This window comes from Propioniciclava tarda, assembly GCF_900182665.1.
Classification (GTDB): Bacteria; Actinomycetota; Actinomycetes; order Propionibacteriales; family Propionibacteriaceae; genus Propioniciclava; species Propioniciclava tarda.
In genome coordinates this window covers 91,189-115,267 of sequence record NZ_FXTL01000003.1, presented here as the reverse complement: position 1 = coordinate 115,267, position 24,079 = coordinate 91,189, and the positions used below count along the sequence as shown (strand labels likewise).

General features: G+C 69.8%; 25 protein-coding genes. 6 read left to right on the top strand and 19 right to left on the bottom strand.

What is annotated here, in order from left to right; all coding sequences use genetic code 11:
- Positions 1–47: 47 nt before the first annotated feature.
- From nusA to dxr, 9 genes are all read right to left on the bottom strand, one after another.
- Complete coding sequence (gene nusA / locus FN821_RS04255) at positions 48–1,019, bottom strand: transcription termination factor NusA (protein WP_131171296.1); 972 nt, start codon at positions 1,017–1,019, stop codon at positions 48–50.
- Position 1,020: 1 nt separating this feature from the next.
- On the bottom strand, positions 1,021–1,539 hold the full coding sequence (gene rimP, locus FN821_RS04250) for a ribosome maturation factor RimP (RefSeq protein WP_131171297.1): 519 nt from the start codon (positions 1,537–1,539) through the stop codon (positions 1,021–1,023).
- A gap of 131 nt (positions 1,540–1,670) precedes the next feature.
- A complete protein-coding gene (locus tag FN821_RS04245) occupies positions 1,671–2,462 on the bottom strand; it encodes a sulfite exporter TauE/SafE family protein (protein ID WP_131171298.1) in 792 nt (263 codons plus the stop codon).
- A 132-nt stretch (positions 2,463–2,594) separates the two neighbouring features.
- The gene (locus FN821_RS04240) at positions 2,595–4,355 is read right to left on the bottom strand and encodes a proline--tRNA ligase (protein WP_131171299.1); all 1,761 of its coding nucleotides are present in this window, start codon (positions 4,353–4,355) and stop codon (positions 2,595–2,597) included.
- A gap of 43 nt (positions 4,356–4,398) precedes the next feature.
- Positions 4,399–4,896 carry an SRPBCC family protein gene (locus FN821_RS04235; protein ID WP_131171300.1) on the bottom strand — a complete coding sequence of 166 codons (498 nt, stop codon included), beginning with the start codon at positions 4,894–4,896 and terminating at the stop codon, positions 4,399–4,401.
- Between the two features lie 37 nt (positions 4,897–4,933).
- Positions 4,934–5,761, bottom strand: a complete 828-nt coding sequence (locus FN821_RS04230) for a GNAT family N-acetyltransferase (protein ID WP_131171301.1) — start codon at positions 5,759–5,761, stop codon at positions 4,934–4,936.
- Positions 5,758–6,906, bottom strand: coding sequence for a flavodoxin-dependent (E)-4-hydroxy-3-methylbut-2-enyl-diphosphate synthase (ispG, locus tag FN821_RS04225; RefSeq protein WP_131171302.1), 1,149 nt, complete (start codon positions 6,904–6,906; stop codon positions 5,758–5,760). Before ispG ends, FN821_RS04230 begins: the two co-directional genes overlap by 4 nt.
- Positions 6,907–6,919: 13 nt before the next feature.
- A complete protein-coding gene (locus FN821_RS04220) occupies positions 6,920–8,203 on the bottom strand; it encodes a M50 family metallopeptidase (protein ID WP_131171303.1) in 1,284 nt (427 codons plus the stop codon).
- Positions 8,200–9,402 carry a 1-deoxy-D-xylulose-5-phosphate reductoisomerase gene (dxr, locus tag FN821_RS04215; RefSeq protein ID WP_131171304.1) on the bottom strand — a complete coding sequence of 401 codons (1,203 nt, stop codon included), beginning with the start codon at positions 9,400–9,402 and terminating at the stop codon, positions 8,200–8,202. The genes FN821_RS04220 and dxr overlap by 4 nt, the downstream gene beginning before the upstream one ends.
- 17 nt (positions 9,403–9,419) lie before the next feature.
- Here dxr and FN821_RS04210 point away from each other — a divergent pair, with 17 nt between their 5' ends.
- Positions 9,420–10,496: an LOG family protein gene (locus FN821_RS04210; RefSeq protein ID WP_131171305.1), complete on the top strand. Its 1,077-nt coding sequence runs from the start codon at positions 9,420–9,422 to the stop codon at positions 10,494–10,496.
- Positions 10,497–10,535: 39 nt separating this feature from the next.
- Positions 10,536–11,327: a YhfC family intramembrane metalloprotease gene (locus FN821_RS04205; RefSeq protein ID WP_131171306.1), complete on the top strand. Its 792-nt coding sequence runs from the start codon at positions 10,536–10,538 to the stop codon at positions 11,325–11,327.
- Here FN821_RS04205 and rlmN read toward each other — a convergent pair whose 3' ends face one another.
- The 6 genes from rlmN to rpsB form a co-directional block, all read right to left on the bottom strand.
- Complete coding sequence (rlmN, locus tag FN821_RS04200; RefSeq protein ID WP_241660096.1) at positions 11,328–12,419, bottom strand: dual-specificity RNA methyltransferase RlmN; 1,092 nt, start codon at positions 12,417–12,419, stop codon at positions 11,328–11,330.
- Positions 12,420–12,523: 104 nt separating this feature from the next.
- Positions 12,524–13,399 (bottom strand): phosphatidate cytidylyltransferase, encoded by an 876-nt coding sequence (locus FN821_RS04195; RefSeq protein WP_131171308.1) that lies wholly within the window; start codon positions 13,397–13,399, stop codon positions 12,524–12,526.
- Positions 13,399–13,953, bottom strand: a complete 555-nt coding sequence (frr, locus tag FN821_RS04190; protein ID WP_180319735.1) for a ribosome recycling factor — start codon at positions 13,951–13,953, stop codon at positions 13,399–13,401. The genes FN821_RS04195 and frr overlap by 1 nt, the downstream gene beginning before the upstream one ends.
- A gap of 28 nt (positions 13,954–13,981) precedes the next feature.
- Positions 13,982–14,695, bottom strand: coding sequence for a UMP kinase (pyrH, locus tag FN821_RS04185; protein WP_131171310.1), 714 nt, complete (start codon positions 14,693–14,695; stop codon positions 13,982–13,984).
- A gap of 157 nt (positions 14,696–14,852) precedes the next feature.
- Complete coding sequence (gene tsf / locus FN821_RS04180) at positions 14,853–15,665, bottom strand: translation elongation factor Ts (RefSeq protein ID WP_131171311.1); 813 nt, start codon at positions 15,663–15,665, stop codon at positions 14,853–14,855.
- 37 nt (positions 15,666–15,702) lie between these two features.
- Complete coding sequence (rpsB, locus tag FN821_RS04175; RefSeq protein WP_131171312.1) at positions 15,703–16,662, bottom strand: 30S ribosomal protein S2; 960 nt, start codon at positions 16,660–16,662, stop codon at positions 15,703–15,705.
- A gap of 360 nt (positions 16,663–17,022) precedes the next feature.
- Here rpsB and FN821_RS04170 point away from each other — a divergent pair, with 360 nt between their 5' ends.
- Positions 17,023–17,514, top strand: coding sequence for a peptidoglycan DD-metalloendopeptidase family protein (locus FN821_RS04170; protein ID WP_206661986.1), 492 nt, complete (start codon positions 17,023–17,025; stop codon positions 17,512–17,514).
- A 48-nt stretch (positions 17,515–17,562) separates the two neighbouring features.
- On the opposite strand, the gene FN821_RS04165 is transcribed toward FN821_RS04170, so the two are convergent.
- Positions 17,563–18,525 (bottom strand): tyrosine recombinase XerC, encoded by a 963-nt coding sequence (locus FN821_RS04165; RefSeq protein WP_206661987.1) that lies wholly within the window; start codon positions 18,523–18,525, stop codon positions 17,563–17,565.
- A gap of 96 nt (positions 18,526–18,621) precedes the next feature.
- Between FN821_RS04165 and def the strand changes: the two genes are divergently transcribed.
- The gene (def, locus tag FN821_RS04160) at positions 18,622–19,242 is read left to right on the top strand and encodes a peptide deformylase (RefSeq protein ID WP_241660088.1); all 621 of its coding nucleotides are present in this window, start codon (positions 18,622–18,624) and stop codon (positions 19,240–19,242) included.
- A gap of 266 nt (positions 19,243–19,508) precedes the next feature.
- Here def and FN821_RS04155 read toward each other — a convergent pair whose 3' ends face one another.
- Together FN821_RS04155 and FN821_RS04150 are read right to left on the bottom strand one after the other, a co-directional pair.
- Complete coding sequence (locus FN821_RS04155; protein ID WP_131171315.1) at positions 19,509–19,949, bottom strand: globin domain-containing protein; 441 nt, start codon at positions 19,947–19,949, stop codon at positions 19,509–19,511.
- A gap of 61 nt (positions 19,950–20,010) precedes the next feature.
- The gene (locus FN821_RS04150; protein ID WP_241660089.1) at positions 20,011–20,811 is read right to left on the bottom strand and encodes a TrmH family RNA methyltransferase; all 801 of its coding nucleotides are present in this window, start codon (positions 20,809–20,811) and stop codon (positions 20,011–20,013) included.
- 19 nt (positions 20,812–20,830) lie between these two features.
- On the opposite strand from FN821_RS04150, the gene FN821_RS04145 reads away from it, so the two are divergent.
- Together FN821_RS04145 and FN821_RS14860 are read left to right on the top strand one after the other, a co-directional pair.
- Complete coding sequence (locus FN821_RS04145; RefSeq protein WP_131171317.1) at positions 20,831–21,802, top strand: bile acid:sodium symporter family protein; 972 nt, start codon at positions 20,831–20,833, stop codon at positions 21,800–21,802.
- A 160-nt stretch (positions 21,803–21,962) separates the two neighbouring features.
- Positions 21,963–22,052 (top strand): type II toxin-antitoxin system VapC family toxin, encoded by a 90-nt coding sequence (locus FN821_RS14860; RefSeq protein WP_142640438.1) that lies wholly within the window; start codon positions 21,963–21,965, stop codon positions 22,050–22,052.
- A gap of 1 nt (position 22,053) precedes the next feature.
- Here the strand turns inward: FN821_RS14860 and metG are convergent, their stop codons facing one another.
- Positions 22,054–23,847, bottom strand: coding sequence for a methionine--tRNA ligase (metG, locus tag FN821_RS04135; RefSeq protein WP_131171318.1), 1,794 nt, complete (start codon positions 23,845–23,847; stop codon positions 22,054–22,056).
- Between the last annotated feature and the right edge of the window lie 232 nt (positions 23,848–24,079).

The window sequence follows — 24,079 nt, the reverse complement described above, 5'->3', positions numbered from 1 at the left end:
CCAACGATCCCTGAGCTTGTCGAAGGGCGGCTCTGGGCCTGTCGGCGTCAGTCCTGAGCGGTGTCAGGACGGATGTCGATACGCCAGCCAGTGAGGCGCGCGGCGAGGCGGGCGTTCTGGCCTTCGCGTCCGATGGCGAGCGACAGCTGGTAATCGGGGACGATGACGCGGGCGGCCTTGGCGAACTGATCGGTGACCGTCACCGACGCCACCTTCGCCGGCGAGAGCGCCTCGCGGACGAACGTCGCGCCGTCGGCCGACCAGTCGATGATGTCGATCTTCTCGCCGTTCAGCTCGTTCATGACCGCGCGCACCCGCTGCCCCATCGGGCCGATGCAGGCGCCCTTGGCCGAGACGTTGTTGTCGTTCGAGACGACGGCGATCTTGGTGCGGTGTCCGGCCTCGCGAGCGACGGCCTTGATCTCGACGACGCCCGTCTCGATCTCGGGGACCTCCATCTTGAACAGCCGCTGCACCAGGTTGGGGTGCGTCCGGGAGACGACGACGACCGGCCCCTTGGGCTCGCGCCGGACCGACACCACGTAGACGCGCAGGCGCTTGCCGTGGGCGTAATCCTCGGTCGGCACCTGCTCGGCCAGCGGCATGATCGCCTCGAGCGGACCCAGGTCGACCCGGACCGTGCGGCTGTCGCGGTCGGCCTGGATGACACCCATCAGGATGTCGCCCTCCTTGGCCGAGAAGTGCCCGAACTTCTGCTCGTCCTCGGCTTCGCGCAGGCGCTGGAAGATCACCTGGCGGGCGGTCGCGGCGGCGACGCGTCCGAAGCCCTCGGGGGTGTCTTCGTACTCGCCGATGGCGTTGCCCTCGTCGTCAAGCTCCGGCGCCCAGACGGTCACCTTGCCCGACTTGCGGTCGAGCGAGACGCGGGCTCCCTTCACGGGGTTGGTGCTCTTGGCGTACGCGTTGAGGATGGCGTCCTCCAGGGCGTCCACCAGCACGTCGAGCGGGATGTCCTTGTCGCGTTCCAGGCTGCGGAGGGCCGTCATGTCGATGTCCACGTCACACCTCTTCTGTGTCGTCAGTGTCGTCGTCGAAGACGTCGGACTCGTCCTCGTCGGGGAGCTTGGTCAGTTCGAGTTGAACGACCGCCTTGGTGATGTCGGCGAAGGGCACGTCACGCTCGGCGCCGGCCACGTCGAGCCGGACGCCGTCGGCGTCGGCTGCCTTGATGCGGCCACTCGCCTTGCTGTGGTCGGCCAGTGACAGCTCGACGAGGCGTCCGAGGTTGCGGCGGAAGTGCTTCGGATCGGTCAGGGGCCGGGTCGCGCCGCGGGAGGAGACCTCCAGCACGTAGGGCGCATCGCCGACCTTCGGGGACTCGTCGAGGGCCGCCGAGATCGCGCGGGTGGCCTGGGCGATCTGGTCGAGGCTGGGCCCGCGGCCGTCCGGACCGTCACCGTCGAGGAAGATCCGCAGCACCGTGCGGCGTCCGGCGGCAGCGGTCTCGATGCGATCGATCTCCAGCTCGGACGCGGCGGCAGCGGCCGCGATCACGTCTTCGATGTCGGCAACGCGCATGACCCACTCCTTCGATGACGGCACCGCCGCGAAGGGGATCCAGTTGTGCGGTGCAGTTTTCAAAACCATCCTGGCGGACGATCAGCGCAGCATATCGGGCGGCCAGGGCAACCCCAAGCCGGTCTGGTGTGTCAGACGAATTGCGCGATCGTGTCCCACGCCAGCTTGGCGCCCAGGATCACGATCATCGCCAGGAACACCTTGCGGACGAAGGCGTTGCCGTTGCGCAGGGCCGTCCGCGAGCCGAGGAAGCCGCCGGTGAGGTTGGCGACGCCCATGCACAGGGCCAGGCCCCACAGGATGTTGCCCGACACCCCGAACACGGCGATCGCGGCCAGGTTGGTGGTCAAATTGGCGAGCTTGGCCAGCGTCGTGGCGAGCAGGAAGTCGAAGCCCATGATCGCCACCAGCAGGATCAGGAAGAACGTGCCAGTGCCCGGCCCGACGAAGCCGTCCCACAGACCGACGAGCAGCCCAATTCCACCTAGCCAGGCGTAGCCGCGCCAGCCCGAGTGCCGCACGTTCGCGTGCAGGCCGAGGGCGGGACGCCGGTAGGTGTACCAGCCGACCGCGATGATCGCGCCGAGCACCAAGGGGTTGAACGCCTTCCGGTCGAGGAAGTGCGTCAGCTGGGCCCCCAGCGCCGACCCGATCGCCGAGCCCGCGACGAGCGGGAGCAGCCCCCACCAGTCGATCTTGACCTTCCGCAGGTACGTGGACGCCGCCACCGCGGTCCCCATCGAGCTGGGGACCTTGTTGGTGCCCGCGATCGTCGGGACGGGCGTCCCCTGCGGCAGGCCGATGAGCAGCGCCGGCAGCTGGATCAGCCCTCCCCCGCCGACGATCGAGTCGATCCACCCGGCGACGAAGGCCGCCGCGATCAGGGCAACGATGGCCGCCAGGGGCAGCTCGAGCCCGGTCATTCGAGCGACCCGTCCCGACGCCGTCCTCGCCGCTCGCCGGCCGCCCAGCGAACCCTCGGCAGGCAGGCCAGCCCGGACGACCGTGCGGGTCGCCGGACAGGAGCCGTCCGCGGGACCGCCACGGCGTCCGGACTAGCGACCCTGGACGAGGGCGACGATGCGGTCCGCCGCCTCGGCCAGCGGAACGTCAGTCCGCTCCCCGGACGCACGATCGCGCACCTCGACGAGACCGTCGGCGAGGCTGCGTCCGAGCACGACGGACGTGGGCATGCCGAGCAGCTCCGCGTCGGTGAACTTGACCCCGGGCGAGGCCTTGCGGTCGTCCAGCAGCACCTCCACGCCACGCGCCGACAGCTCGGACGCCAGCGCCTCGGCCGCGGCGTAGATCGACTCGTCCTTGCCCGCCGGAATCAGGTGCACGTCGTAGGGCGCGAGCGCCCGCGGCCAGGCCAGCCCCTTGTCGTCGCAGGTGTTCTCGGCGACGGCCGCGACCGCCCGCGAGACGCCGACGCCGTAGGAGCCCATGGTCACGGTGACGAGCTTGCCGTTCGCGTCGAGCACCTTGAGGCCGAGCGCCTCGGCGTACTTCTTGCCGAGTTGGAAGATGTGGCCCATCTCGATGCCGCGGGCCAGGGTCAGCGGGCCCGAGCCGTCCGGCGCGGGATCGCCCTCGCGGACCTCGGCGACGTCCAGGTAGCCGTCGGGGGTGAAGTCGCGGCCGACGACCAGCCCGATGACGTGCTCGTCGACGCGGTTGGCGCCCGAGATCCAGCGGCTGCCCGCGACCAGGCGCGGGTCGGCCAGGTACTCGATCTTGGAGGCCGACGCCGAGCCCAGGGCGTCCGGACCCATGAAGCCCTTGACCAGCGTCGGGTACTTGGCGAAGTCCTCGTCGCCGAACGGAATGATCTCGGCGGGCGCGACCGACGCCTCCAGGCGCTTGAGGTCGACCTCGCGGTCGCCGGGCAGGCCGACGCAGATGGGCTTGGTCTTCCCGTCCGGGAAGCGCAGCGTGAACAGGATGTTCTTCAGCGTCTCGGGCGTCGTCCAGGCACCCTCGGCGCGCGGGAAGTCGCGGTTCAGCAGCTCGACGAGCTCGTCACACCCGGGCGTCCCGGGCGTGGGCACAGCGTACGGCGCAGGGGCGTCCGAGCTGTCGACCGGCGCGGGGGCCAGCGTCGTCACGGCCTCGACGTTGGCCGCGTAGCCGCCGGGCGAGCGGACGAAGGTGTCCTCGCCGTTGTCCGCGATGACCAGGAATTCCTCGGACGCCGACCCTCCCATGGCGCCGGAGGTCGCCTTGACGATCACGTACTCCAGGCCGAGCCGGTCGAAGATCTTGATGTACGCCGCGCGATGCGCGTCGTAGGACGCCTGCAGGCCCTCGGCGTCCATGTCGAAGGAGTAGGAGTCCTTCATCACGAACTCGCGTCCGCGCAGCAGTCCGGCCCGCGGACGCGCCTCGTCGCGGTACTTCGTCTGGATCTGGTAGAGGCTCAAGGGCAGGTCCTTGTACGAGCCGTACAGGTCCTTGACGAGCAGGGTGAACATCTCCTCGTGGGTGGGTCCGAGCAGCATGTCGACGCCCTTGCGGTCCTTCAACCGGAAGAGGTTGGGGCCGTACTCGGTCCAGCGGTTCGTCGCCTCGTAGGGCTCGCGCGGCAGCAGGGCCGGGAACCGGACCTCCTGGGCGCCGATGGCGTCCATCTCCTCGCGGACGATCCGCTCGACCTTCGCCAGTACCTTCAGCCCCAGCGGCAGCCAGGTGTAGATGCCGGGCGCGGCGCGGCGGATGTAGCCGGCGCGGACGAGCCAGCGGTGGCTCGGGACCTCGGCGTCCGCCGGGTCCTCGCGAAGGGTACGAACGAACAGATTCGACAGGCGGGCAATCACGCCCCGCAGCCTAGTGCGTCGGCCCCGGACGGGCCGAACTGCGTCAGTCGCCCTCGAGCCTCGGCTGGTCACCGTGGGCGGCGACGAGGGCTAACTGGAGCAGCGCCAGGGACGCCTCCAGGTCGGCCTTCTTGAACGCCGGGACGCCGTAGTCGCGGCGGTTCTGCTCGGACGTGCCCGCCCAGTCGTACGTCTCGGTGACGACCGTGGCCGCGTCGCCGTCCGCGTGGAACGCGTAGCGCCATCGCCACCCCAGCAGCTCGCCGCCCGCAGGCGCCACCGCCCACTCGACGAGGCGTCCGGGCTCGAACGCCGTGACGTGGTTGTCGGTCCGGTAGCGGGTCTCGCGACCCGCGGCGTCCGTGTACGTCATCTCCATCGTGAAGACGTCCCCGACGTTGCGAATGGGGCCGGGCGTGACGGCGCGTCCGACCATGCCGGATGCGTCGAAGTCGGTGTGGTGCTCCGGACGCCGCACGAAGTCGAACACCTCGCTGACGGGTCGTTGGATCTTGAGGTGGGCCGACAGGTGCTCGCTCATACGCCGACTGTAGGCCCGGGTGCCGAGCGGCGTCGGACTAGTAGAGAACTGTGGTGAACATGCCGCGGTCGGTGTAGCCGCAGCGCCGGTAGGTGGCGATGGCCGGGGTGTTGAAGTCGTTGACGTAGAGGGACGCCGTCCGCCCCGAGCGTACGACGGTGTTGGTGACGGTCGCCATCGCGGGCGCGGCGAGCCCGCGGCCACGAAGCTTCGGCGCCACCCAGACGCCCTGGACTTGGGCCACTCCCCCGCCGACCGCCCCGAGATCGGCCTTGAAGAGGACCTCTCCGTCCTCGATGATCCCGAACGCGCGTCCGGTCTCGATCAGCGTCTTCACGTAGCGGCGATACCCGTACGGGTTCGATTCCAGCGGATTCTCGTCCAGTTCCTCGGTGTACATCGCGACGGCCGCGGCGAAGTAGGCGTCGAAGTCGGACGCCGTCACGCGCGTCACCCGGGGGTCCTCCGCGATCGGGCACAGCCGGCCGGTCGCCATGACGGGCTGGCGCTCACGCACGGCGCGGGCGCCCGCGTAGGTGTCACCCCAGACGTCGGACAGGTCGCGCCACAGGCGTGTGACCTCATCGGTCAGCCCGACGATGGCGCAGAACGGCCGCACCGGACCCATCCGGTCAGCGAACGCCCTGCTGGACGCCTCGTCGGTGTTGACGGGCACCAAGTTGGCGCCCACGTGGACGACGCTGCGAGGCGTCCGGCCGGGATAACCCCACAGCTCGCCCGGAGCGTGCCGCTCCAGGACGCCGGCGGCCAGCCGGGACGCGACGAAGACGTTGAGCACCGGGTCGGCATCGACCAGCGCGGCGACCGCCCGGCGGTCGGACCGGTCGAGGACCCGGACGTTCATCGGGCGACGACAACCTCCGCGGAGCCTTCGGCGCCCTCCATCTCGGCGGCCATCTTGTTGGCCTCCTCGATCAAGGTGGCGACGATCTCCGACTCCAGCACGGTCTTGACGACCTCGCCCTTCACGAAGATCTGGCCCTTGCCGTTGCCGGCGGCCACCCCGAGGTCGGCCTCGCGGGCCTCGCCCGGACCGTTGACGACGCAGCCCATGACCGCGACCCGCAAGGGCGCCTTGAGGTCGGCGAGCCCGTCGGTCACCGCATTGGCGAGCCCCCAGATGTCGACCTGGGCGCGCCCGCAGCCGGGGCAGGACACGATCTCCATCTGCCGCTGGCGCAGGTTCAGCGCCTCGAGCAGCTTGAGGCCGACCTTGACCTCCTCGACCGGATCGGCTGACAGCGAGACGCGAATGGTGTCGCCGATGCCCTCGCCCAGCAGGATGCCGAAGGCCGCCGACGACTTGATCGTGCCCTGGAAGGCCGGTCCGGCCTCGGTGACGCCGAGGTGCAGCGGCACGTCCGTGGCCGCGGCCAGCTTGCGGTAGGCCTGGACCATCACGACCGGGTCGTGGTGCTTGACCGAGATCTTGTAGTCGCGGAAGCCCACCTCGTCGAACAGGCGGGCCTCGTTCAGGGCCGACTCGACCAGCGCGTCAGGCGTAGCCGCGCCGTACTTGGCCATCAGCCGACGATCGAGCGAGCCGGCGTTGACGCCGATGCGCAAGCTGACGCCGGCGTCCGTGGCCGCCTTGGCGATGGCGGCGATCTGGTCGTCGAACTCCTTGATGTTGCCCGGGTTGACCCGGACGGCCGCGCAGCCGGCGTCGATCGCGGCGAAGACGTACTTGGGCTGGAAGTGGATGTCCGCGATCACGGGGATCGCCGACTTCTTCGCGATGATCGGCAGCGCGTCGGCGTCCGACTGGTTCGGGACGGCGACCCGCACGATGTCGCAACCGGCGGCGGTCAACTGAGCGATCTGCTGCAGCGTCGCGTCGATGTTGTCGGTCGGGGTGGTGGTCATCGACTGCACAGAGACCGGGTGGTCCGAGCCGACGCCGACCCTGCCCACCCGGATCTGCCGCGTCGGACGACGCGGGGCCAGCACGGGCGGCGGAACGGCGGGCAGGCCCAGGTTGACGGCCATGACTTCTCCTTCGCTAGAAGATCTTCACCGGAGACACGATGTCGGCGACGATCAGTCCGACGCCCATCAGCAGCACGAGCCCACCGACGAGGTAGGCCACGGGCAACATCTTGGCGGTATCGGCGGGCCCCGGGTCGGGCAAGCCCCGAAGTCGCGCGACGCCACGGCGTGCCACCTCGTACAAAGCCCCGACGATATGCCCGCCGTCGAGCGGCGGCAACGGCACCAGGTTGAACAGGGCCAGGAAGAGGTTCACCGAGGCCAGCAGGCTGACGAACATGGCGACCTTGTAGCCCACGGGCAGATCCGCGGTCGCCACCTCGCCGGCCACCGTGGACGCCCCCACGACGCTGATCGGTCCGTAGACGTCGCGGGGCTTGCCCGTGACCAGATCGGCCACCACGTTGAACGCCTTCACCGGCAGCTGGACGAGGGCGACCACGGACTGCTCGGTCATCGTCTTCAGGTCGCCGATCGCCTCGACCGGACCCCCCTTTTGCAGCACAGCCGTCACGCCGAAGCCGAGGGTGCCGACCTGCACGAACTTGCTCGGGTCCAGGTTGTCGCGGCGCGCGTCGACGACCGTGTGGACCGTCTTCAGCGGCGTCCGGACGCCCCCGCGTTCGACGACGACGGACGCCTCCCGGTCGGCGTTCGCGCGGATCAGGGCCGTGAGCTGGTCGAAGGACGTGATCGCGACGCCGTTGAACTCGACGATCTTGTCGCCCGCGGTGAGGCCCGCCTGGACGGCCGGTGAGGCGGGGTCCGTGGCGGCGCAGGTGCCGTCCGGGTTGGACGGTTTGCTGCACGCAGCGACGCCGGACACCGTGGTCTGCTGGCGGACGGCCCCGTGGAAGCCCAGGACGCCCCAAGTCAGCACAAAGGCCAGCAGGAGGTTCATCGTGATGCCGCCGGCCATCATGACCAGCTTCTGCCAGGTCTTCTGCTGGTAGAAGAGGCGATGCGCGGCCTGGTCGGCCGGCTCGATGTCCTCCCACTCGGCCTCGCGGGCGTCGTCGGCGAAGCGCTGCAGCCTGGTGTCGCGCGCGTCCGGACGCCTCGGCGGGTACATCCCGAGCAACTGCACGAATCCACCGAGCGGGAACACCTTCACGCCGTACTCGGTCTCGCCGCGCTTGGTCGACCAGAGGGTCTTGCCGAAGCCGACGAAGTACTTCGGCACCTTCACGCCGAACAGCTTGGCCGGCAGCATGTGCCCGACCTCATGCAGGGCGACGCAGGCCATCAGGGCGGCGAAGAACAGGAGCCCGAAGACGACGTTGAGGAGGATCGTCACGTCGGGGTCCCGGTCAGCTCGGACGCCCGCTCTCGCGCCCAGGCGTCGGCGGCCAAGACGGCGTCCACGGTGAGTTCGTCGTCGCCGACGTGCCGTCCGGACGCCGACGCGGCGGTCCCTGCCAGATGCTCGTCAACCACGGCCGACACGGTAGCCACGATGCCCAAATAGGGCAGGCGTCCGTCGCAGAAGGCGTCCACGCAGACCTCGTTGGCGGCGTTGAACACGGCGGGCGCGGTGCCGGCGGCCTTGCCGCAGCGGCGGGCGAGGTTCACGGCCGGGAAGGCTTCGTCGTCCAGCGGCTCGAACGACCACGTGCGCGGCACGGACCAGTCGTAGGTCGGCGAGGCGTCCGGGACGCGGTCGGGCCAGGCGATGCCGAGGGCGATCGGTAGGCGCATGTCGGGGGGGCTGGCCTGGGCAATGGTGGCGCCGTCGCAGAACTCGACCATCGAGTGCACGTCGGAGGTGGGGTGGACGACCACGGTGATGTCGTCGACGTCGACGTCGTACAGCAGCGCCGCCTCGAGCAGTTCCAGGCCCTTGTTCATCAGCGTCGAGGAGTTGATCGTCACGACGCGGCCCATGGCCCAGGTGGGGTGCGCGAGGGCCTGGTCCGGGGTGACATCGGCGAGCTCGTCGCGGGTGCGTCCGCGGAAGGGGCCGCCGGACGCCGTGAGGATCAGCCGCCGAACCTCACCCCGGGCGCCCGCCCGCAGTGCTTGGGCGAGCGCCGAGTGTTCGGAGTCGACGGCGACCAGCTGGCCGGGGGCGGCGGCCGAGGTGACGAGGCGTCCGCCGATCACCAGGGACTCCTTGTTGGCCAGCGCCAGCGTCGTGCCGGCCCTCAGCGTCGCGAGCGTCGGCTTCAACCCGGCGGCGCCGGTGATGCCGTTGAGCACGACGTCGCACGGGGACGCCGCGAGCGCCTCCATCGCCGCGTCGCCGTGCCCCACCGCGACCTCGTGGACGCCGACCCCCGCCTCATGCAGGGCTCGGGCCAGGGCCTTCGCGGCGTCCCAGGTGGCGACTGCAACGAGCCGAGGCCGGAAGGCCGCGATCTGCTCGGCGAGCAACGCCACGTTGCCGCCGCCGGCGCCCAGCCCGACGACGCGGAAGGCGTCCGGGTTACGGGAGATGACGTCGAGCGCCTGGGTGCCGATGGAGCCGGTGCTTCCCAGGATGATGACGTCACGCACGGCGCTAGTCTCTCACCGTGCGCCGCGAGATCGAGACTCTGGACGCCTTCGACGCCCACGTGGCAGGCGAGGGCACGCTGCGCGGCTGCGCGGTGCAGAGCCTGGACTTGACCGCACGGCAGCCGATCCTCGAGCGCACCGACGTGCACAACGCCCTGTTCTTGGGCTGCGACCTGTCGGCCTCGGCGGCCGATTCGCTGGCGCGCCGCGGGGCGCTCGTTTTTCCGCGGCTCCCGGACGTGCCGTTCAACGCCTACCGCGCCAGCCTTTACAACGCCGACGAGCTGTACCGCGGCCTCGATCGCGGCTACCCCTCCACCCCGGACGGCCGCAACTACTCCTGGACGCTGAGGGGAGCGTCGTCACTGCTGGACGCCGCCCTGGCCCGTGCCCTGCACGACCACGCCATCTCGGACGCCCTGGCCGAGGCCGCCCCGGACCAGGCCCTCGGCGTGGGCATCATGGGCGGTCACGCGATCGCCCGGGGCTCAGAGGCCTATCGGCGGACCGCCCGGCTGGCAGCCCAGCTCGCGGCGTCCGGACGCCTCGTCGTGACCGGCGGCGGACCAGGCGCGATGGAGGCGGCCAACCTGGGGGCGTCCTTCGGGGGCACGGCGGCCGACCTGGACGCCGCCTGCGACGAACTGGCAAGCGTGCCGACGTTCCACCACAGCATCGAGGCCTGGGCGTCCCTGGGCCTGGCCGTCCGCGACCGCTATCACTGCACGAAACCGACCCTCGGCGTCCCGACGTGGTTCTACGGGCACGAGCCGCCCAACGTCTTCGCGACCGGCATCGCCAAGTACTTCGACAACGCCATCCGCGAGGACGTCTTGTTGTCGCTGTGCGGAGGCGGGCTGATCTTCACCGAGGGCGCCGCTGGCACCGTGCAGGAGATCTTCCAGTCCGTCACCCGCAACTACTACGCCGCCGAGTTGCACCAGCTGCGTCCGCTCGTGCTGGTCGGGCTCGACTACTGGACCGAGACCGTTCCCGCCTACCCGTTGCTGGCGGCGCTCGCGTCCGGACGCTTGATGCAGCCCCACGTCCACCTCGTCGACACGATCGAGGACGCCATCGCCGCGCTCGACTGAGGCGCGCGTTAGGTTGGACCCGAGCTCGAGGAGGTAGCCATGGTGCCCGTTGCGGCCATCGTGTTGATGGCGCTCACCGTCATCGTCTGCATCGCGCTGCCGTTCGGAGGCGCCGTCCTACTGCTCCGCCGCTTCGGCAAGGTCGGACGCGCCTTCTGGTGCGGCATGTTGGCGTTCTTCGTCTCGCAGGTCGTGCTGCGGATCCCGTTGATGACGATCGTCGTGCCCAGCCTGGGCGATCCGGCGAAGTCGGTGCTCCTGTCGGCGCCGGTGGCCAGCTTCAGCGCCGGGCTGTTCGAAGAGACCGGACGCCTCGTCGTCCTGGTGCTGCTGATGAAGGCCTTCCACCGGCTCGCGGACGGGGTCGCGTTCGGCCTCGGCCACGGCGGACTCGAGGCGATCCTGCTCGTCGGGCTGGTCAACCTGAACAACCTAGTCATCGCGGTCATGATGAACACCGGCCAGTGGCCAGCCGTGACCAAGACGCTGACCCCCGAGGTGGCCGCCCAGATCGAGAAGGCCATGACCCAGACCCCCTGGTGGGACTTCGGACTGGCCGGGCTCGAACGCATCGGCGCGATCGGCCTGCACATCGCGCTCTCGCTGGTGGTGCTCGCCGGCATCGTCCACGGGCGCAAGCTGCTGGCCTGGGTCGTGGCCGTCGTCGTGCACGGGGTCGTGAACCTGGGCGTCATCTCGGCGGTGCAGGCGAAGGTCCCGATCGCGGTGGTCGAGTTCGCCTTGATCGCGGTCGTCGCGATCCTGCTGATCGGGGTGGTGCGCCGGCTCGGGCCGACGTTTCCGACGACGGTCGCCGTCGACGCGTCCTGATCAGTCCGAACGCTCGCCTGCGGCCAGCTGACCGCAGGCCCCGTCGATCTCGCGTCCGCGGGTGTCCCGGACGGTGACGGCGATCGAACGCTTCTCCAGCCGGGCCACGAACTCGCGCTCGTCGCGCCGACGAGACGCCGTCCACCTGGAGCCGGGCGTCGGGTTCAGCGGGATCAGGTTCACGTGGACCCACGCGCCGCCGCGTCCGTGGCCCTTGAGGAGGTCGGCCAGGGCGTCCGCGCGCCAGGCCTGGTCGTTGACGTCACGGATCAGCGCGTACTCGATCGAGACGCGGCGTCCGGTGGCCTCGAAGTAGGCGAAGGCCGCGCCGACGGCGTCCAAGACGGGGTAGCGCTGGTTGATCGGGACGAGCGTGTTGCGCAGCTCGTCGTCCGGGGCGTGCAGGCTGAGCGCCAGGGTGACCGGCAGCCCCTCGGACGCCAGCTCGATCATGCGGGGGACGAGTCCGGACGTCGAGACCGTGATCCCGCGCGCCGAGAGCCCCATGTCGCCCGTCATGACCCGCAGCGCCTTGATGAGCTGCTTGTAGTTGGCCAGGGGCTCGCCCATGCCCATGAAGACGACGTTGTTGAGGGGGCCGTCCTTGGTGGCCGCCTTGACTTGCGCCACGATCTCGCCAGCACTGAGGTTGCGCTGCAGCCCGCCTTGGCCGGTCGCGCAGAACGGGCAGGCCATGCCGCAGCCGGCTTGGCTGGACAGGCACAGGGTCGAGCGCTGCCGTCCGGGGCCGGAGGAGGCGATGCCCGGGACGCCGTAGCGCATCAGCACCGACTCGATCAGGTTGCCGTCGTGGAGGCGCCAGAGCGTCTTGATCGTCGTGCCCTCGTCGGCGGTCTGCACGCGCAGGGGCGCGATCAGCGTCGGGAAGTAGGTGTCGGCGAGCTGCGTCCGGACGGCGGTCGGTAGGTCAGTCCAGGTGTGCGGGTCGTCCGACGCGGACCTGAAGAAGTGGCGATCGATCTGGCCTGCGCGGAACTTCGGCAGGCCCGCGGCCAGGACGGCGTCCACTCGCTCGGACGCCTTGAGATCGGCCCAGTGTCGCGGCGGCTTGGCCGCCTTCGGGGCCTTCATCACGACCGGCAGGGCGCGTCCGGCACGCGCGTGGGCGTCCAGCTCGGCGGCGGCTTCGTCCGCCTCGCGGGCCAGCCGTTCGCGGTCGGACGCCGTCAGCTCGCTCATCCGCCGGGCACCATCAGGAAGAGCACCAGCCAGGCGGCCGGGGCGGCGACCAGCATCGAGTCGAGGCGATCCATCACTCCCCCGTGGCCGGGCAGGATCGAACTCATGTCCTTGATGCCGACGTCGCGCTTGATCATGGACTCCAGCAGGTCGCCGAGCGTGCCGAAGATCACCGTCACGATGCCGAGCACCACCCCGACATACCAGGGGGCACCCAAGACGAGCACGCTCATGGCCACGCCGACGCCCACCGCGAAGATGACCGAGCCGACCGACCCCTCCCACGTCTTCTTCGGCGAGATCGTGGGCGCGAGCGGGTGCTTGCCGAACAGGACCCCCGCCACGTAGCCGCCCGTGTCGACCCCGACGACGCAGAGCAGGAACGTCACCATGCGCGCGGCGCCGTCCTTCGGCGCCAGGATCAGCGCGGTGAACGAGCCCAGCAGCGCGATGTAGCCGATGATGAACAGGCTCGCGGCGGCGTCCTTCACGAAGCCGGACGCCCCCCGCGGCATCCGGACGATCATGGCGGCCAGGACGGTGGCGGCCAGGAACATCAGCAGCGCCGAGTTCCACGGGATGCCGAGCCAGGCCAGCTCGCGCGCCGAGGCGTACGTCCCCGCGATCATCGCGACCGTGCCGAGGATGATCGGCCAGATCGCCGCGCGGGCCTTGAGTCGCTCCAAAGCCCGGAACAGCTCCCAGGCGCCCAGGCTCAACATGGCCGCGACCAGCAGGATGAACCCCCAGTGGAAGAACGCCAACGTGACGACGACAAGGGCGATCAGCCCCACGCCCACCCCGATGGCTGCGGGCAGGTCGCGACCCGCCGAGCGCTTCGTCGGTGCGGTGGTGGGGACGTCGTCTGCCATCAGACCTCGAGCAGCTCGGCTTCCTTGGCCTTGAGTTCGGCGTCGATCTGATCGATGTACTTCTTGGTGATCACATCGAGCTTCTTGTCGGCGCCCTTGGCGTCGTCCTCGCCGATCTCCTTGTCCTTCTCGAGCTTCTTGATGGCGTCGAGGGCGTGGCGGCGTCCGTTGCGGACGGCGATGCGCCCATCCTCGGCCTTGTGGCGGGCGACCTTGATGTACTCGCGGCGACGCTCCTCGGTCAACTGCGGCATCACCAAGCGGATCACGTTGCCGTCGTCGGCCGGGTTGACGCCGAGGTCGGAGTCACGGATGGCCTTCTCGATCGCCTTCATCGACCCCCGGTCGAACGGGGAGATCAGGACCGTCCGCGCCTCGGGCACCTGGAAGGTGGCGAGCTGCTGCAGCGGCGTCGGCGAGCCGTAGTAGTCGACCATGATCTTGCTGAACATGGCCGGGTGGGCGCGTCCGGTGCGGATGGCGGCGAACTCCTCGCGCGTGTGATCGACCGTGTAGCCCATCTTCCGCTCGGCGTCCTTGATGATGTCGTCGATCATGTCGGCGTCCTTTCGTTGTCGGCGCTCAGGCGTGGACCGTCGTGCCGATCTTCTCACCTTGGACGACCCGGACGATGTTTCCGGGGACGCCGAGGTCGAAGAAGATCATGGGGAGCTTGTTGTCGCGGGCCAGGCTGATGGACGTGGCGTCCGCGACCTTGAGGTTCTGGGCGAGGAAGTCGTTGTAGGACAGCGAGTCGTAGCGCTTGGCGTCCGGGTTCTTCGCGGGATCGGAGTCGTAGACGCCGTCCGTGCCGTTCTTGCTCATCAGCAGCACATCGGCGCCGATCTCGAGCGCGCGCTGCGCAGCGACCGTGTCGGTGGAGAAGAACGGCATGCCGGAGCCGGCGCCGAACAGGACCACGCGTCCCTTCTCGAGGTGCCGGACCGCGCGCAGCGGGATGTAGGGCTCGGCCACCTGGCCCATGGCGATGGCGGTCTGGACGCGGGTGGGCACGCCGGCCTGCTCCAGGAAGTCCTGCAGGGCGAGGCAGTTCATGACCGTGCCCAGCATGCCCATGTAGTCGGCGCGACGCCGCTCCATGCCGCGCTGCTGCAGCTCGACGCCGCGGAAGAAGTTGCCGCCGCCCGTCACGATCGCGACCTGGACCCCGGACTCGACGACCTGCTTGATCTCGGCCGCGATCTCGGAGATCACGTCCGGGTCGACGCCGACCTTGCCGCCGCCGAAGGCTTCGCCCGAGAGCTTGAGCAGGACGCGTCGGTAGGGGCTGGCCATAGGGCTCCTTCGCTGGTTGGACGCCGAGGGCGCCGGTCACGCTGTGAGGGTCGTGGATCACTCTAGTGGACCTCGGAGCACGGCTCGCTCTCGGGGCCCGGCCCACACGACGAACGGCCCAGCCACCCCGGGGGTGGCTGGGCCGTTCGAGGTTCGATCAGGCGCCCGCGTTGAAGCGCACGAAGCGCGTCACGGTGACACCGTTCTCCTTGAGGAGCTGCCCGACGGTCTTCTTGTCGTCGGAGACCGAGGCCTGGTCGACCAGACAGTTGTCCTGGGCGAACTTCTTGAGAGCACCCGCGACGATGTTCGGGATGATCTTCTCGGGCTTGCCCTCCTCGGCGGCCTTGAGCTCGGCGACGTGCTTCTCCTGGGCGATCACGCTGTCCGGGATCTGATCGGCCGTGACCCACTGCGGGGACATGGCGGCGATCTGCATGGCGATGCCGCGGACGAACTCCTCGGAGCCGCCCGTGTACTCGACCATCACGCCGACCTGAGGGGGCAGGTCCTGGCTGCGGCGGTGCAGGTAGGTCACCGTGTCGCCGTCGTAGGTCGCGACCTCGGCGAGCTCCAGCTTCTCGCCGATCTTGGCGGCCAGCGCGTCGACGGCCTCGGCGGCGGTCTGTCCGGACGCCAGGGTCACGGCCCGGGCGGCGTCCAGGTCGGCGATACCGGCCGCAGCGACGGCCTTGACGATCTCGGACGCCAGCGAGACGAACTCGTCGTTCTTGGCGACGAAGTCGGTCTCGGCGGCCAGACGGATGACCGTCTTGCCGGCGCCGGCCACGAGGCCGTTCTTGGCGTCGCGGTCGGCGCGCTTGGCGGTCTTCGCCTGGCCCGCGACCCGGAGGATCTCGATGGCGCCGTCGAAGTCACCGTTGGCCTCATCGAGGGCCTTCTTGGCGTCCATCATGCCCGCGCCCGTCATGTCGCGGAGCTTCTTCACATCAGCGGCGGTGATTGCCATGTGAGCGTCTCTTTTCTCGTTCTAGTCCTGGATCTGTTCAGTTGGCGTCGTCGGCGGCGGCCTCGACGACCGGGTCCACCGACTCGTTCGCGGCCTCGGCAGCCTCGACGGCGGCCACGGCGTCCGCCGGCTCGGCGATCGCGGCGGACTCGACGCCCGCGGTGACCTCATCGGCCAGTGCGGCGCCCTCGGCGTCGCTGCCCTCGAGGGCCTCAGCCTCGGAGGTGGGCTGCTCGACGGCGCCCAGCAGCTCGCGCTCCCAATCGGCCATCGGCTGGGCGACCTCACCGGTGGTCATGCCGCCGGAGCTGCGGGCCAGCAGACCCTCGGCGGCGGCGTCCGCGATGATGCGGGTCAGCAGCGCGACGGAACGGATCGCGTCGTCGTTGCCCGGGATCGCGAAGTCGACCTCGTCGGGATCGCAGTTGGTGTCCAGGATGCCGATGATCGGGATCTTCAGCTTGCGCGCCTCGTCGATCGCGAGGTGCTCCTTCTTGGTGTCGACGATCCAAATGGCCTGGGGCAGCTTGCCCATGTCCTTGATGCCACCGAGGGTCTTCTCCAGCTTCTCCTTCTTACGCTTCTGCTGGAGCAGTTCCTTCTTGGTCAGGCCGGACGCCGCGACGTTGGAGAAGTCGAGAGCGTCGAGCTCCTTCATCTTGCCGATGCGCTTGCTGATCGTGCCGTAGTTGGTGAGCATGCCGCCCAGCCAACGCTGGTTCACATAGGGCATCCCGACGCGGGTCGCCTGCTCGGCAATGGCCTCCTGGGCCTGCTTCTTGGTGCCGACGAACATGATCTGGCCGCCGCGGGCGACGGTCGCCTTCACGAAGGCGTAGGCGTTGTCGATGTACTTCAGCGACTGCTGCAGGTCGATGATGTAGATGCCGTTGCGCTCGTTGAAGATGAAGCGCTTCATCTTGGGGTTCCAGCGGCGGGTCTGGTGTCCGAAGTGGACGCCGGCCTCCAGCAGCTGGCGCGTGGTAACGACGGCCATGGCCGTTCCTTTCTCGCGGCAGGCAGGCCGGTCGGCCTGCGGGAATTGCCGCAGCTGAGTTGTCCGGACCGAGCTGTTCGGTCCGCCTGATGGGCCCTGGACGCCCCACCCCTCGCGGGGACCTCGGGGGACCAGCCGTCTGGCGACGGTTCGGCTCATGCGATGTCGACCCGGATCTGCCGGATCGCAGCGCTCATCCTACGACCGCCTTCTGGGCTCGGCCAAACCGCTGCCGGCGCCGCCTCGCTTGTTGGCAGGTGCGGACGCCGTCGGGACCGAGCGCCGGGGGGCAATTGTGAGCTGACAAGGGGTGGAACGACCCGCCTAATGTGTGTGCGCTCGATCAGGGAAAGGACCCTCATGCGCACACTGATTGCCCTGGTGACCGCCCTCTGCCTCGTCATCGGTGCCGCGGCCCCCGCGGACGCCGCCGCCCGGGGCGTCCTGCCGGTGCCAGGTCGCGTGGTCGGCGCGTTCGCGCCGCCCGACGTGCGGTGGGGATCCGGTCACCGCGGGGTCGACCTAGCGGCATCCGCAGGCGTGGCGGTGGTGGCTCCCGTCGACGGTGTCGTGACCTTCGCCCAGGACCTGGCGGGGCGCCCGGTGCTGGTGCTGGCGCACGGCGACACGCGGTCGACCTACGAGCCTGTGGTCGCGTCCGTCGACGTGGGCACGCGGGTGTCGCGGGGTCAGGTCATGGGCGTGCTCGAAGCGGGGCACTCGTGCGCCGCCCCGGTCTGTCTGCACTGGGGACTACGGCGGGGCGAGACGTATCTGAACCCGCTGAGCCTGCTCGGCGGCGAGGTGATCCTGCTGTCGGACGCCGACGCCGCGGCGATCAGGGGCGGGTGAGCGACGTGATGAGGGGGCTGACTCAGACCGTCACGGTGCTAGGAGGGATCAGGCCCGCGGATGCGCCTGCTCGAAGGCCGCCCGCAGACGCTCGTTGGAGACATGGGTGTAGATCTGCGTGGTGGCCAACGACGCGTGCCCGAGCATCTCCTGGACGCTGCGGAGATCCGCGCCCCCTTCGAGCAGGTGCGTCGCCATCGCGTGCCGAAGGCCGTGCGGACCCAGAGCAGGGGCGTCCGGCACGGCGTCCAGGGCCTCGTGGACCACGCGCCGGACCACCCGCGGATCAATGCGGTCACCGCGCGCCCCGACGAAGAGCGGCGACCCGGACTCCGCGAGGTGCCGGCGTTCCCGCTGCCAGGCCACGAGGGCGTTCGCCGCCGGACGCCCCAGCGGTACGGTCCGCTCCTTGCCGCCCTTACCCAGCACGCGGACGAGGCCGCGATCCCAATCCAGGTCGCGGTCGTCCAAGCCGCACAGCTCGGACACGCGCAGGCCGCTGGAGTAGAGCAGCTCGATGATGGCCGCGTCGCGCAGCGCGATGGCGCGCGCGTGATCGGTGGACGCCTCGTCCACACGTCGGGCGAGGTGCTCGAACAGGGCCGAAGTGGGGCCGCGGTCCAGCGTCGGCGGGAGCGTCCGGGCCGGTTTGGGCGAGCGCAGGGCGGCCGCAGGGTCCCGCGGCACGCGTCCGTGGTCGTGCAGCCAGGCGTAGAAGACCCGGACCGCCGTGGCCCGCCGGGCCAGCGTCGTGCGCTCGGAACCCCTCGCGTGCTGCGCGGCCAGCCACGCCCGGAGCGCGGCGAGGTCCGCCTCGGCAAAGTCGGCGCGAGCGTGAGCCAGCAGGTGATCTCCGAGATCGACGAGGTCGCCCAGGTACGCGCGGACCGTGTGCGCCGACAGGTTGCGGGTGTCGGCCAGGTGACTGCGGTAGGCGGCAAGGTCCGCGCGCATGGGCGCCGGCCAGTCGGCCGTGGGGTCCGTCGCCCCGCGCTGCTGGTCCGTCGCCATGGACGCCAGCGTGCCAGAGGCTGAGCGTGAGGAGTCCGACCCACGGCGTCCGGGATGAGAGAATGTCGGCGCTGCGCGCTGACGAAGGAGGACCGCGTGCCTGACGAGACCATCGCCGACCTGCGCTCGGGAGGTTCCGTGTTGCGGATCACCCGCTGGTCGGAACCCGTGATGCACGCCAAGACGGAGCCCGTCGTCGACTTCGACGACGACCTGCGCGCGCTGGTGCGCGACATGTTCGCCACCATGAAGGCCGCAGAAGGGGTCGGACTGGCCGCCACGCAGGTCGGCCGCGGGGTGTCGCTGTTCATCTACGACTGCCCGGACGCCGACTCCAAGCGCCAGGTCGGGGCCATCTGCAATCCGGTGGTCGAGTTGCCGACCGGCAGGGCACGCCACCTGGATGCCGAGGAGGAGGGCTGTCTGTCCTTCCCCGGCGCCTACGAGTCGCTGGCCAGGCCCGACACGTGCGTCTGCCGCGGGCAGGACCCCTGGGGGCGCGACGTGGTCGTGGTCGGCGACGGACTGCTCGCCCGTTGCCTCCAGCACGAGACCGACCACCTCAACGGCCTGGTCTTCGGCGATCGACTGTCGTCGCGCGCGCGCCGGAAACTGGACGAAAGCCAGTCCGCGACCAATCACCTCTACCCCGAGGACTGGCCCATCACGCCGCGCCGCACGTCGGCGTCCGAGGGCGACGAGGACCCCGAGGCCTAAGGCCCCGATCACTGGGGGGAGGCCCTGGTTCAACGGGGTCGGACGTTGGCTGAGCTGGTCGAAGCCCCTTGCCCATGCGGGAAGCCGTTGGCTGAGCCTGTCGAAGCCCCGGGCACATTGCGGTGTCGACAGGCTCCAGCCGGCGATGTCAGGGCGTCCCTCACCCGCACGGGCTCACCGTGAGCGGCGCGGAGCCCGGCCGTGACAGCCCACGCTTCCCCGCTCGAACCTGCCCTGGCCCGCACCGCAGGCGCGCAATCACAGGACTAGCCGACGGGCCCGCCCCAATCCCAGTGCGGCACGGTCAGGCCGTCCGGAACGTCCTCGACGGCGTGCGGGTAAGCCGTCATGTGGCGGTTCGCCCAGCGGAAGTACGCCTTGAGCGTCACCGCCAACTCCCCCTCGAAGCAGTCGTCGACAGCCGCGTCGAAGACCGCTTCGCCCCGGGCGTCGAAGTCCGGATGCACGCCGTTGCCGGCGTGACGACGCAGCGCGTACGACTCGCCGCCCATCAGGCGCGAGTACTCCGCTGGCCCGCCGAGCGCCTCAGCCCAGTAGGCCGCGACCTTGGCGCCGTCCGGGTCGAGCAGGTCCCCGTGGGCGAACGCGTGGCCCACCACCTCGTCGGCGTACGCGCGCCGGTGCCACGCGTGGGCGAGCCCGAGCAGTCCGGCCATCCCGCCGGCGGCCTCGAAGATCGTCATCATGGGCGCATCCTCACACGGGGCGATGCCGCTGGCCAGCGGGTGCGCGGGCGCCGAACCGCAGTCAGCGCAGCGCGTAGCAGGCGATCGCCGTTGCCGCAGCGACGTTCAGCGAGTCGACGCCGTGCGACATCGGGATCTGCACGCGGGCGTCCGCCTGCTCGATCCAGCGTCGCGACAGGCCCTCGCCCTCGGTGCCGACGACCAGGCAGAGCTTCTCCGGGCGCGAACGCGCCGCGAACTCGTCGAGCGCGACGGCGTCCGGCGTCAGCGCCAACGCGACGACCACGAACCCGGACGACTGCAGCGCCGGGATCGCCGTCGCCCAGTCGTCCACGCGCGCCCAGGGCAGGGAGAAGACCGTCCCCATCGACACCTTCACCGAGCGGCGGTACAGCGGGTCTGCGGCCCGCGGCGACAGCAAGACGCCGTCCCAGCCCAGGCCCGCGGCGTTGCGGATGATCGCGCCCACGTTGGTGTGGTCGACGATGTCCTCGGCCAGCATCAGCCGACTCAGCCCGAGCAGGGACGCCATGGGCGCCGGTTCCGCCCGATGCAGGGACGCCAGAGCGCCCCGGTGGACGTGGAAGCCGGTGACGGCCTCCGCCAGGGCCTCGGAGACGACGTAGACGGGGACGGACGCGTCGGCGTCCAGAATGTCGGCGAGACCGGGCAACCAGCGCTCGGCCAGCAGGAACGACCGCGGTCGATGCCCGGCCGAGACCGCGCGCCGGATGACCTTCTCGCCCTCGGCGATGAACAGTCCCCGCTCCGACTCCAGCGAGCGGCGCAGGGACACGTCCCGCAGCGACACGTAGTCGGCCAGCCGCGGGTCGGACGGGTCGTCGATCGGCACGAGGGGCACGGCGACTAGGGTGGCCCTCGTGGCTGCGCCGGGCAAACTGAGGATCGACCCCTTCCTGCTGGCGATCCTGGCGGCGGCCGTCATCGCGTCATTCCTCCCCGCGCGCGGCGCCATGGTTGACGTCGTCGCGTGGGCGACGAAGGTCGCGATCTTCTGCCTGTTCTTCCTCTACGGCGCCCGGATGCACCCCGAGGAGGCCATCAAGGGCCTCAAGCACTGGCGCCTGCACCTGACGATCCTGGGGTTCACGTTCGTCGTGTTCCCGCTTCTCGGCCTGGCGCTGGGCGCCCTCTCGCCGGCGCCACTGTCGGCCGCGCTCTACCCGGGCCTGCTGTACGTGACGCTGTGCCCGTCGACCGTTCAGAGCTCGATCAACTTCACGTCCATCGCGAAGGGCAACGTGGCGGGCGCGATCGTCAGCGCGTCGGCGTCCAATCTCTTGGGGGTGTTCGTGACGCCCCTTCTGGCGATCGCCCTGATGAACACGACGGGGAACGCGTCGGTGGGGTTTGGGTCGATCGTGGACATCTGCGTCCAGATCCTGCTGCCGTTCGTCCTGGGTCAGGCGTCGCGCCGCTGGACCGGCGCATTCGTCGCCCGCCACAAGAAGCTCAAGCTGTTCGATCAGGGCTCGATCGTCCTGGTGGTCTACTCGGCGTTCAGCGCCGGCATGCGCGAGGGCATCTGGGGCATGGTGGGCGTCGCGGACATCGTCGTGCTCGTGGCCGTGTGCCTCGTCGTGCTGGCGCTCATGCTGGGGCTGACCTGGGTGACCGCGCGCCGGCTCGGCTTCAACCGCGCGGACGCCATCGCGATCCAGATGTGTGGGACCAAGAAGTCGCTCGCGACCGGGCTGCCGATGGCGACGGTCCTGTTCGCGGGGCATCCCATCGGCCTGATCATGCTGCCGTTGATGGTCTTCCACCAGGCGCAACTCATGGCCTGCTCGGCGCTGGCGTCCCGGTATGCGCGCCAGACGGACGCCACCTAGACGCGTGACCTTGCCTCACCACCAGGTTGACTAACCCGGTTTGGACCAGGGATGCAGAGACGGATGAGCTAGGCCTGATGGCCTGGCCGTTCACCTCCCGCCATGCCCTTCCCGCGGGCTCAATGTCCTGGTCCCATCAGGACCTTTCGACCGGCTCCTGGTGGCACAGGCGATCATCGAGAACGCCACGCTGGTCACGGTCAACCGGGCGATCTCCGCCCTTGAGGTCCCCCGGATCCTGACCTGGTAGGTCAGCTCGGCTCGACCGGCGCCCACTCCGGACCGGTCTGGCCCAGCTTCTCGTCCAGCTTGGCGAAGATCGGCGACGGCTTGGCCAACGGCGTCCCGGCGACGATCGGACGCGACGCCCACACCGCCTGTTCGGACGCGTAGTCGCCCGTCAACACCGGGTAGGACGGCCCGCCGTCCTCGTCGACCATGGTGATGACCGGCAGCGCCGCCCAGACCCCCTCGCCGCCGAGCGCCTCGAAGACCTTCTGGGACGCGTGCGGCAGGAACGGCGTCAGCAGCGTGTTGCAGTCGCTCACGACCTGCAGCGCGACGTGCAGCACGGTGTCGCGCCGCTCGGTGTCGTCCTTGAGCTTCCAGGGCTCCGAATCCGAGAGGTACTTGTTCGCCAGCCCGACCACCCGCATCGCCTCACCGATGGCCTGCTTGAGCCGGGCGCGCTTCAGGAGCTCCCCCACCGTCTCAAAGGCCAGCTTGGACGCCTCGAGCAGCGCGCGGTCGGCGTCCGTCAGCTCGTGGGCGGCCGGAATCGCGCCGTTGTTCTTGTGCGCCATCGAGATCGACCGGTTGACGAGGTTGCCCCACTCGTTGGCGAGCTCGAAGTTCACGCGGCGAATGAACTCGTCCCAGGTGAAGTCCGTGTCCTGGTTCTCGGGGCCCGCGACGGCGATGAAGTACCGCAGGGCGTCCGGACCGAAGTCGCGCAGGAAGTCGGTGACGTAGATGACCTTGTTGCGCGAGGAGCTGAACTTCGAGCCCGACATCGTCAGGAACTCAGAGCTGACGATCTCGGTGGGCAGATCGAGCGTCCCGAGGACCTCCGACGGCGTCCCACCCAGGGAGCCTTGGCCATTCGCGCCCAGCAGGATGCCCGGCCAGATCACCGTGTGAAAGGTGATGTTGTCCTTGCCCATGAAGTAGTAGGACTCGGCGCCGGCGTCGTGCCACCACTTCTTCCAGGCGTCCGGACGCCCCTGGCGCCGCGCCCACTCGACGGACGCCGAGAGGTAGCCGATGACCGCGTCGAACCACACGTAGATGCGCTTCATCGCGTCGTCTTCCCAGCCCTCGACGGGGATCGGGATGCCCCAGTCCAGGTCACGCGTGATCGCGCGCGGCTGGAGTTCCTTGGCGAACTGCGTCGAGAACCGGATGACGTTCGGACGCCAGTCCTGGCGCGTCGCCAGCCAGGCCTGCAGCTGCTCGGCCAACGCGGGCAGGTCGAGGAAGAAGTGCTCGGTCTCGCGGAACTCCGGCACCTCGCCGTCGATGCGGCTGTGCGGGTTCTTCAGATCGGACGGGTCGAGCTGGCGTCCGCAGTTGTCGCACTGGTCGCCGCGGGCCCCGGGATCGCCACAGAACGGGCAGGTGCCCTCGATGTAGCGGTCGGCCAGGGTGCGTCCGGTGGACGGCGAGATGGCGCCCAGCTGCTTTTTCGCCACCACGTAGCCGTTGCGGTGCAGCGACCGGAACAGCTCCTGCACGACGGCGCGGTGGTTCAGCGTCGTGGTGCGCGTGTAGAGGTCGTAGGACAGGCCGAGCCCGGCGAGGTCCTCGACAATGACCTGGTGGTACTTGTCGGCCGTCTGGCGGGCCGTCAGCCCCTCGGAGTCGGCTTTGACCTGGATCGCCGTGCCGTGCTCGTCAGTGCCCGACACGAACAGCACGTCGTTACCGGCCATCCGCTGGTAGCGCGCGAACACGTCGGACGGCACCGCGAACCCGGAGACGTGGCCGATGTGCCGCGGGCCGTTGGCGTACGGCCACGCCGCGAGCGTCAGGATCGAAGAGGTCATGCGCGCAAGACTATCGCCGCAGGATCGGCGCCTCTCCCACCGCGACGGTCGGCGGCGTCGATGTTGGGACGGATCGAACCGACACGGCACGAAATCCCCGTCTGACAAGCCCTTTCCGTATCGGCAAGGAGAACTAGTGCTCCCAGTAGGGCAAACGTTCCCCCGGAGGCGTCCGGCATGAACGGGGCGGCAACGGGAGGCGTCCGGACGGTTGCAGACGGGCGCTCGGATG

Excerpts from the sequence above, each read along its gene's own strand:
- metG (WP_131171318.1), bottom strand. The coding sequence starts at position 23,847 with ATGACCTCTTCGATCCTGACGCTCGCGGCGTGGCCGTACGCCAACGGC.
- FN821_RS04170 (WP_206661986.1), top strand. The coding sequence starts at position 17,023 with ATGCGCACACTGATTGCCCTGGTGACCGCCCTCTGCCTCGTCATCGGT.
- pyrH (WP_131171310.1), bottom strand. The coding sequence starts at position 14,695 with ATGGCCAGCCCCTACCGACGCGTCCTGCTCAAGCTCTCGGGCGAAGCC.
- ispG (WP_131171302.1), bottom strand. The coding sequence starts at position 6,906 with ATGGCCGTCAACCTGGGCCTGCCCGCCGTTCCGCCGCCCGTGCTGGCC.
- FN821_RS04235 (WP_131171300.1), bottom strand. The coding sequence starts at position 4,896 with ATGAGCGAGCACCTGTCGGCCCACCTCAAGATCCAACGACCCGTCAGC.
- FN821_RS04230 (WP_131171301.1), bottom strand. The coding sequence starts at position 5,761 with ATGAACGTCCGGGTCCTCGACCGGTCCGACCGCCGGGCGGTCGCCGCG.
- rimP (WP_131171297.1), bottom strand. The coding sequence starts at position 1,539 with ATGCGCGTTGCCGACATCGAAGACGTGATCGCGGCCGCTGCCGCCGCG.
- FN821_RS04165 (WP_206661987.1), bottom strand. The coding sequence starts at position 18,525 with ATGGCGACGGACCAGCAGCGCGGGGCGACGGACCCCACGGCCGACTGG.
- rlmN (WP_241660096.1), bottom strand. The coding sequence starts at position 12,419 with ATGAAGGCCCCGAAGGCGGCCAAGCCGCCGCGACACTGGGCCGATCTC.
- FN821_RS04205 (WP_131171306.1), top strand. The coding sequence starts at position 10,536 with ATGGTGCCCGTTGCGGCCATCGTGTTGATGGCGCTCACCGTCATCGTC.
- tsf (WP_131171311.1), bottom strand. The coding sequence starts at position 15,665 with ATGGCAATCACCGCCGCTGATGTGAAGAAGCTCCGCGACATGACGGGC.
- FN821_RS04195 (WP_131171308.1), bottom strand. The coding sequence starts at position 13,399 with ATGGCAGACGACGTCCCCACCACCGCACCGACGAAGCGCTCGGCGGGT.
- rpsB (WP_131171312.1), bottom strand. The coding sequence starts at position 16,662 with ATGGCCGTCGTTACCACGCGCCAGCTGCTGGAGGCCGGCGTCCACTTC.
- FN821_RS04245 (WP_131171298.1), bottom strand. The coding sequence starts at position 2,462 with ATGACCGGGCTCGAGCTGCCCCTGGCGGCCATCGTTGCCCTGATCGCG.
- FN821_RS04155 (WP_131171315.1), bottom strand. The coding sequence starts at position 19,949 with ATGATGACGATCTTCGAGGCCGCCGGCGGGATGGCCGGACTGCTCGGG.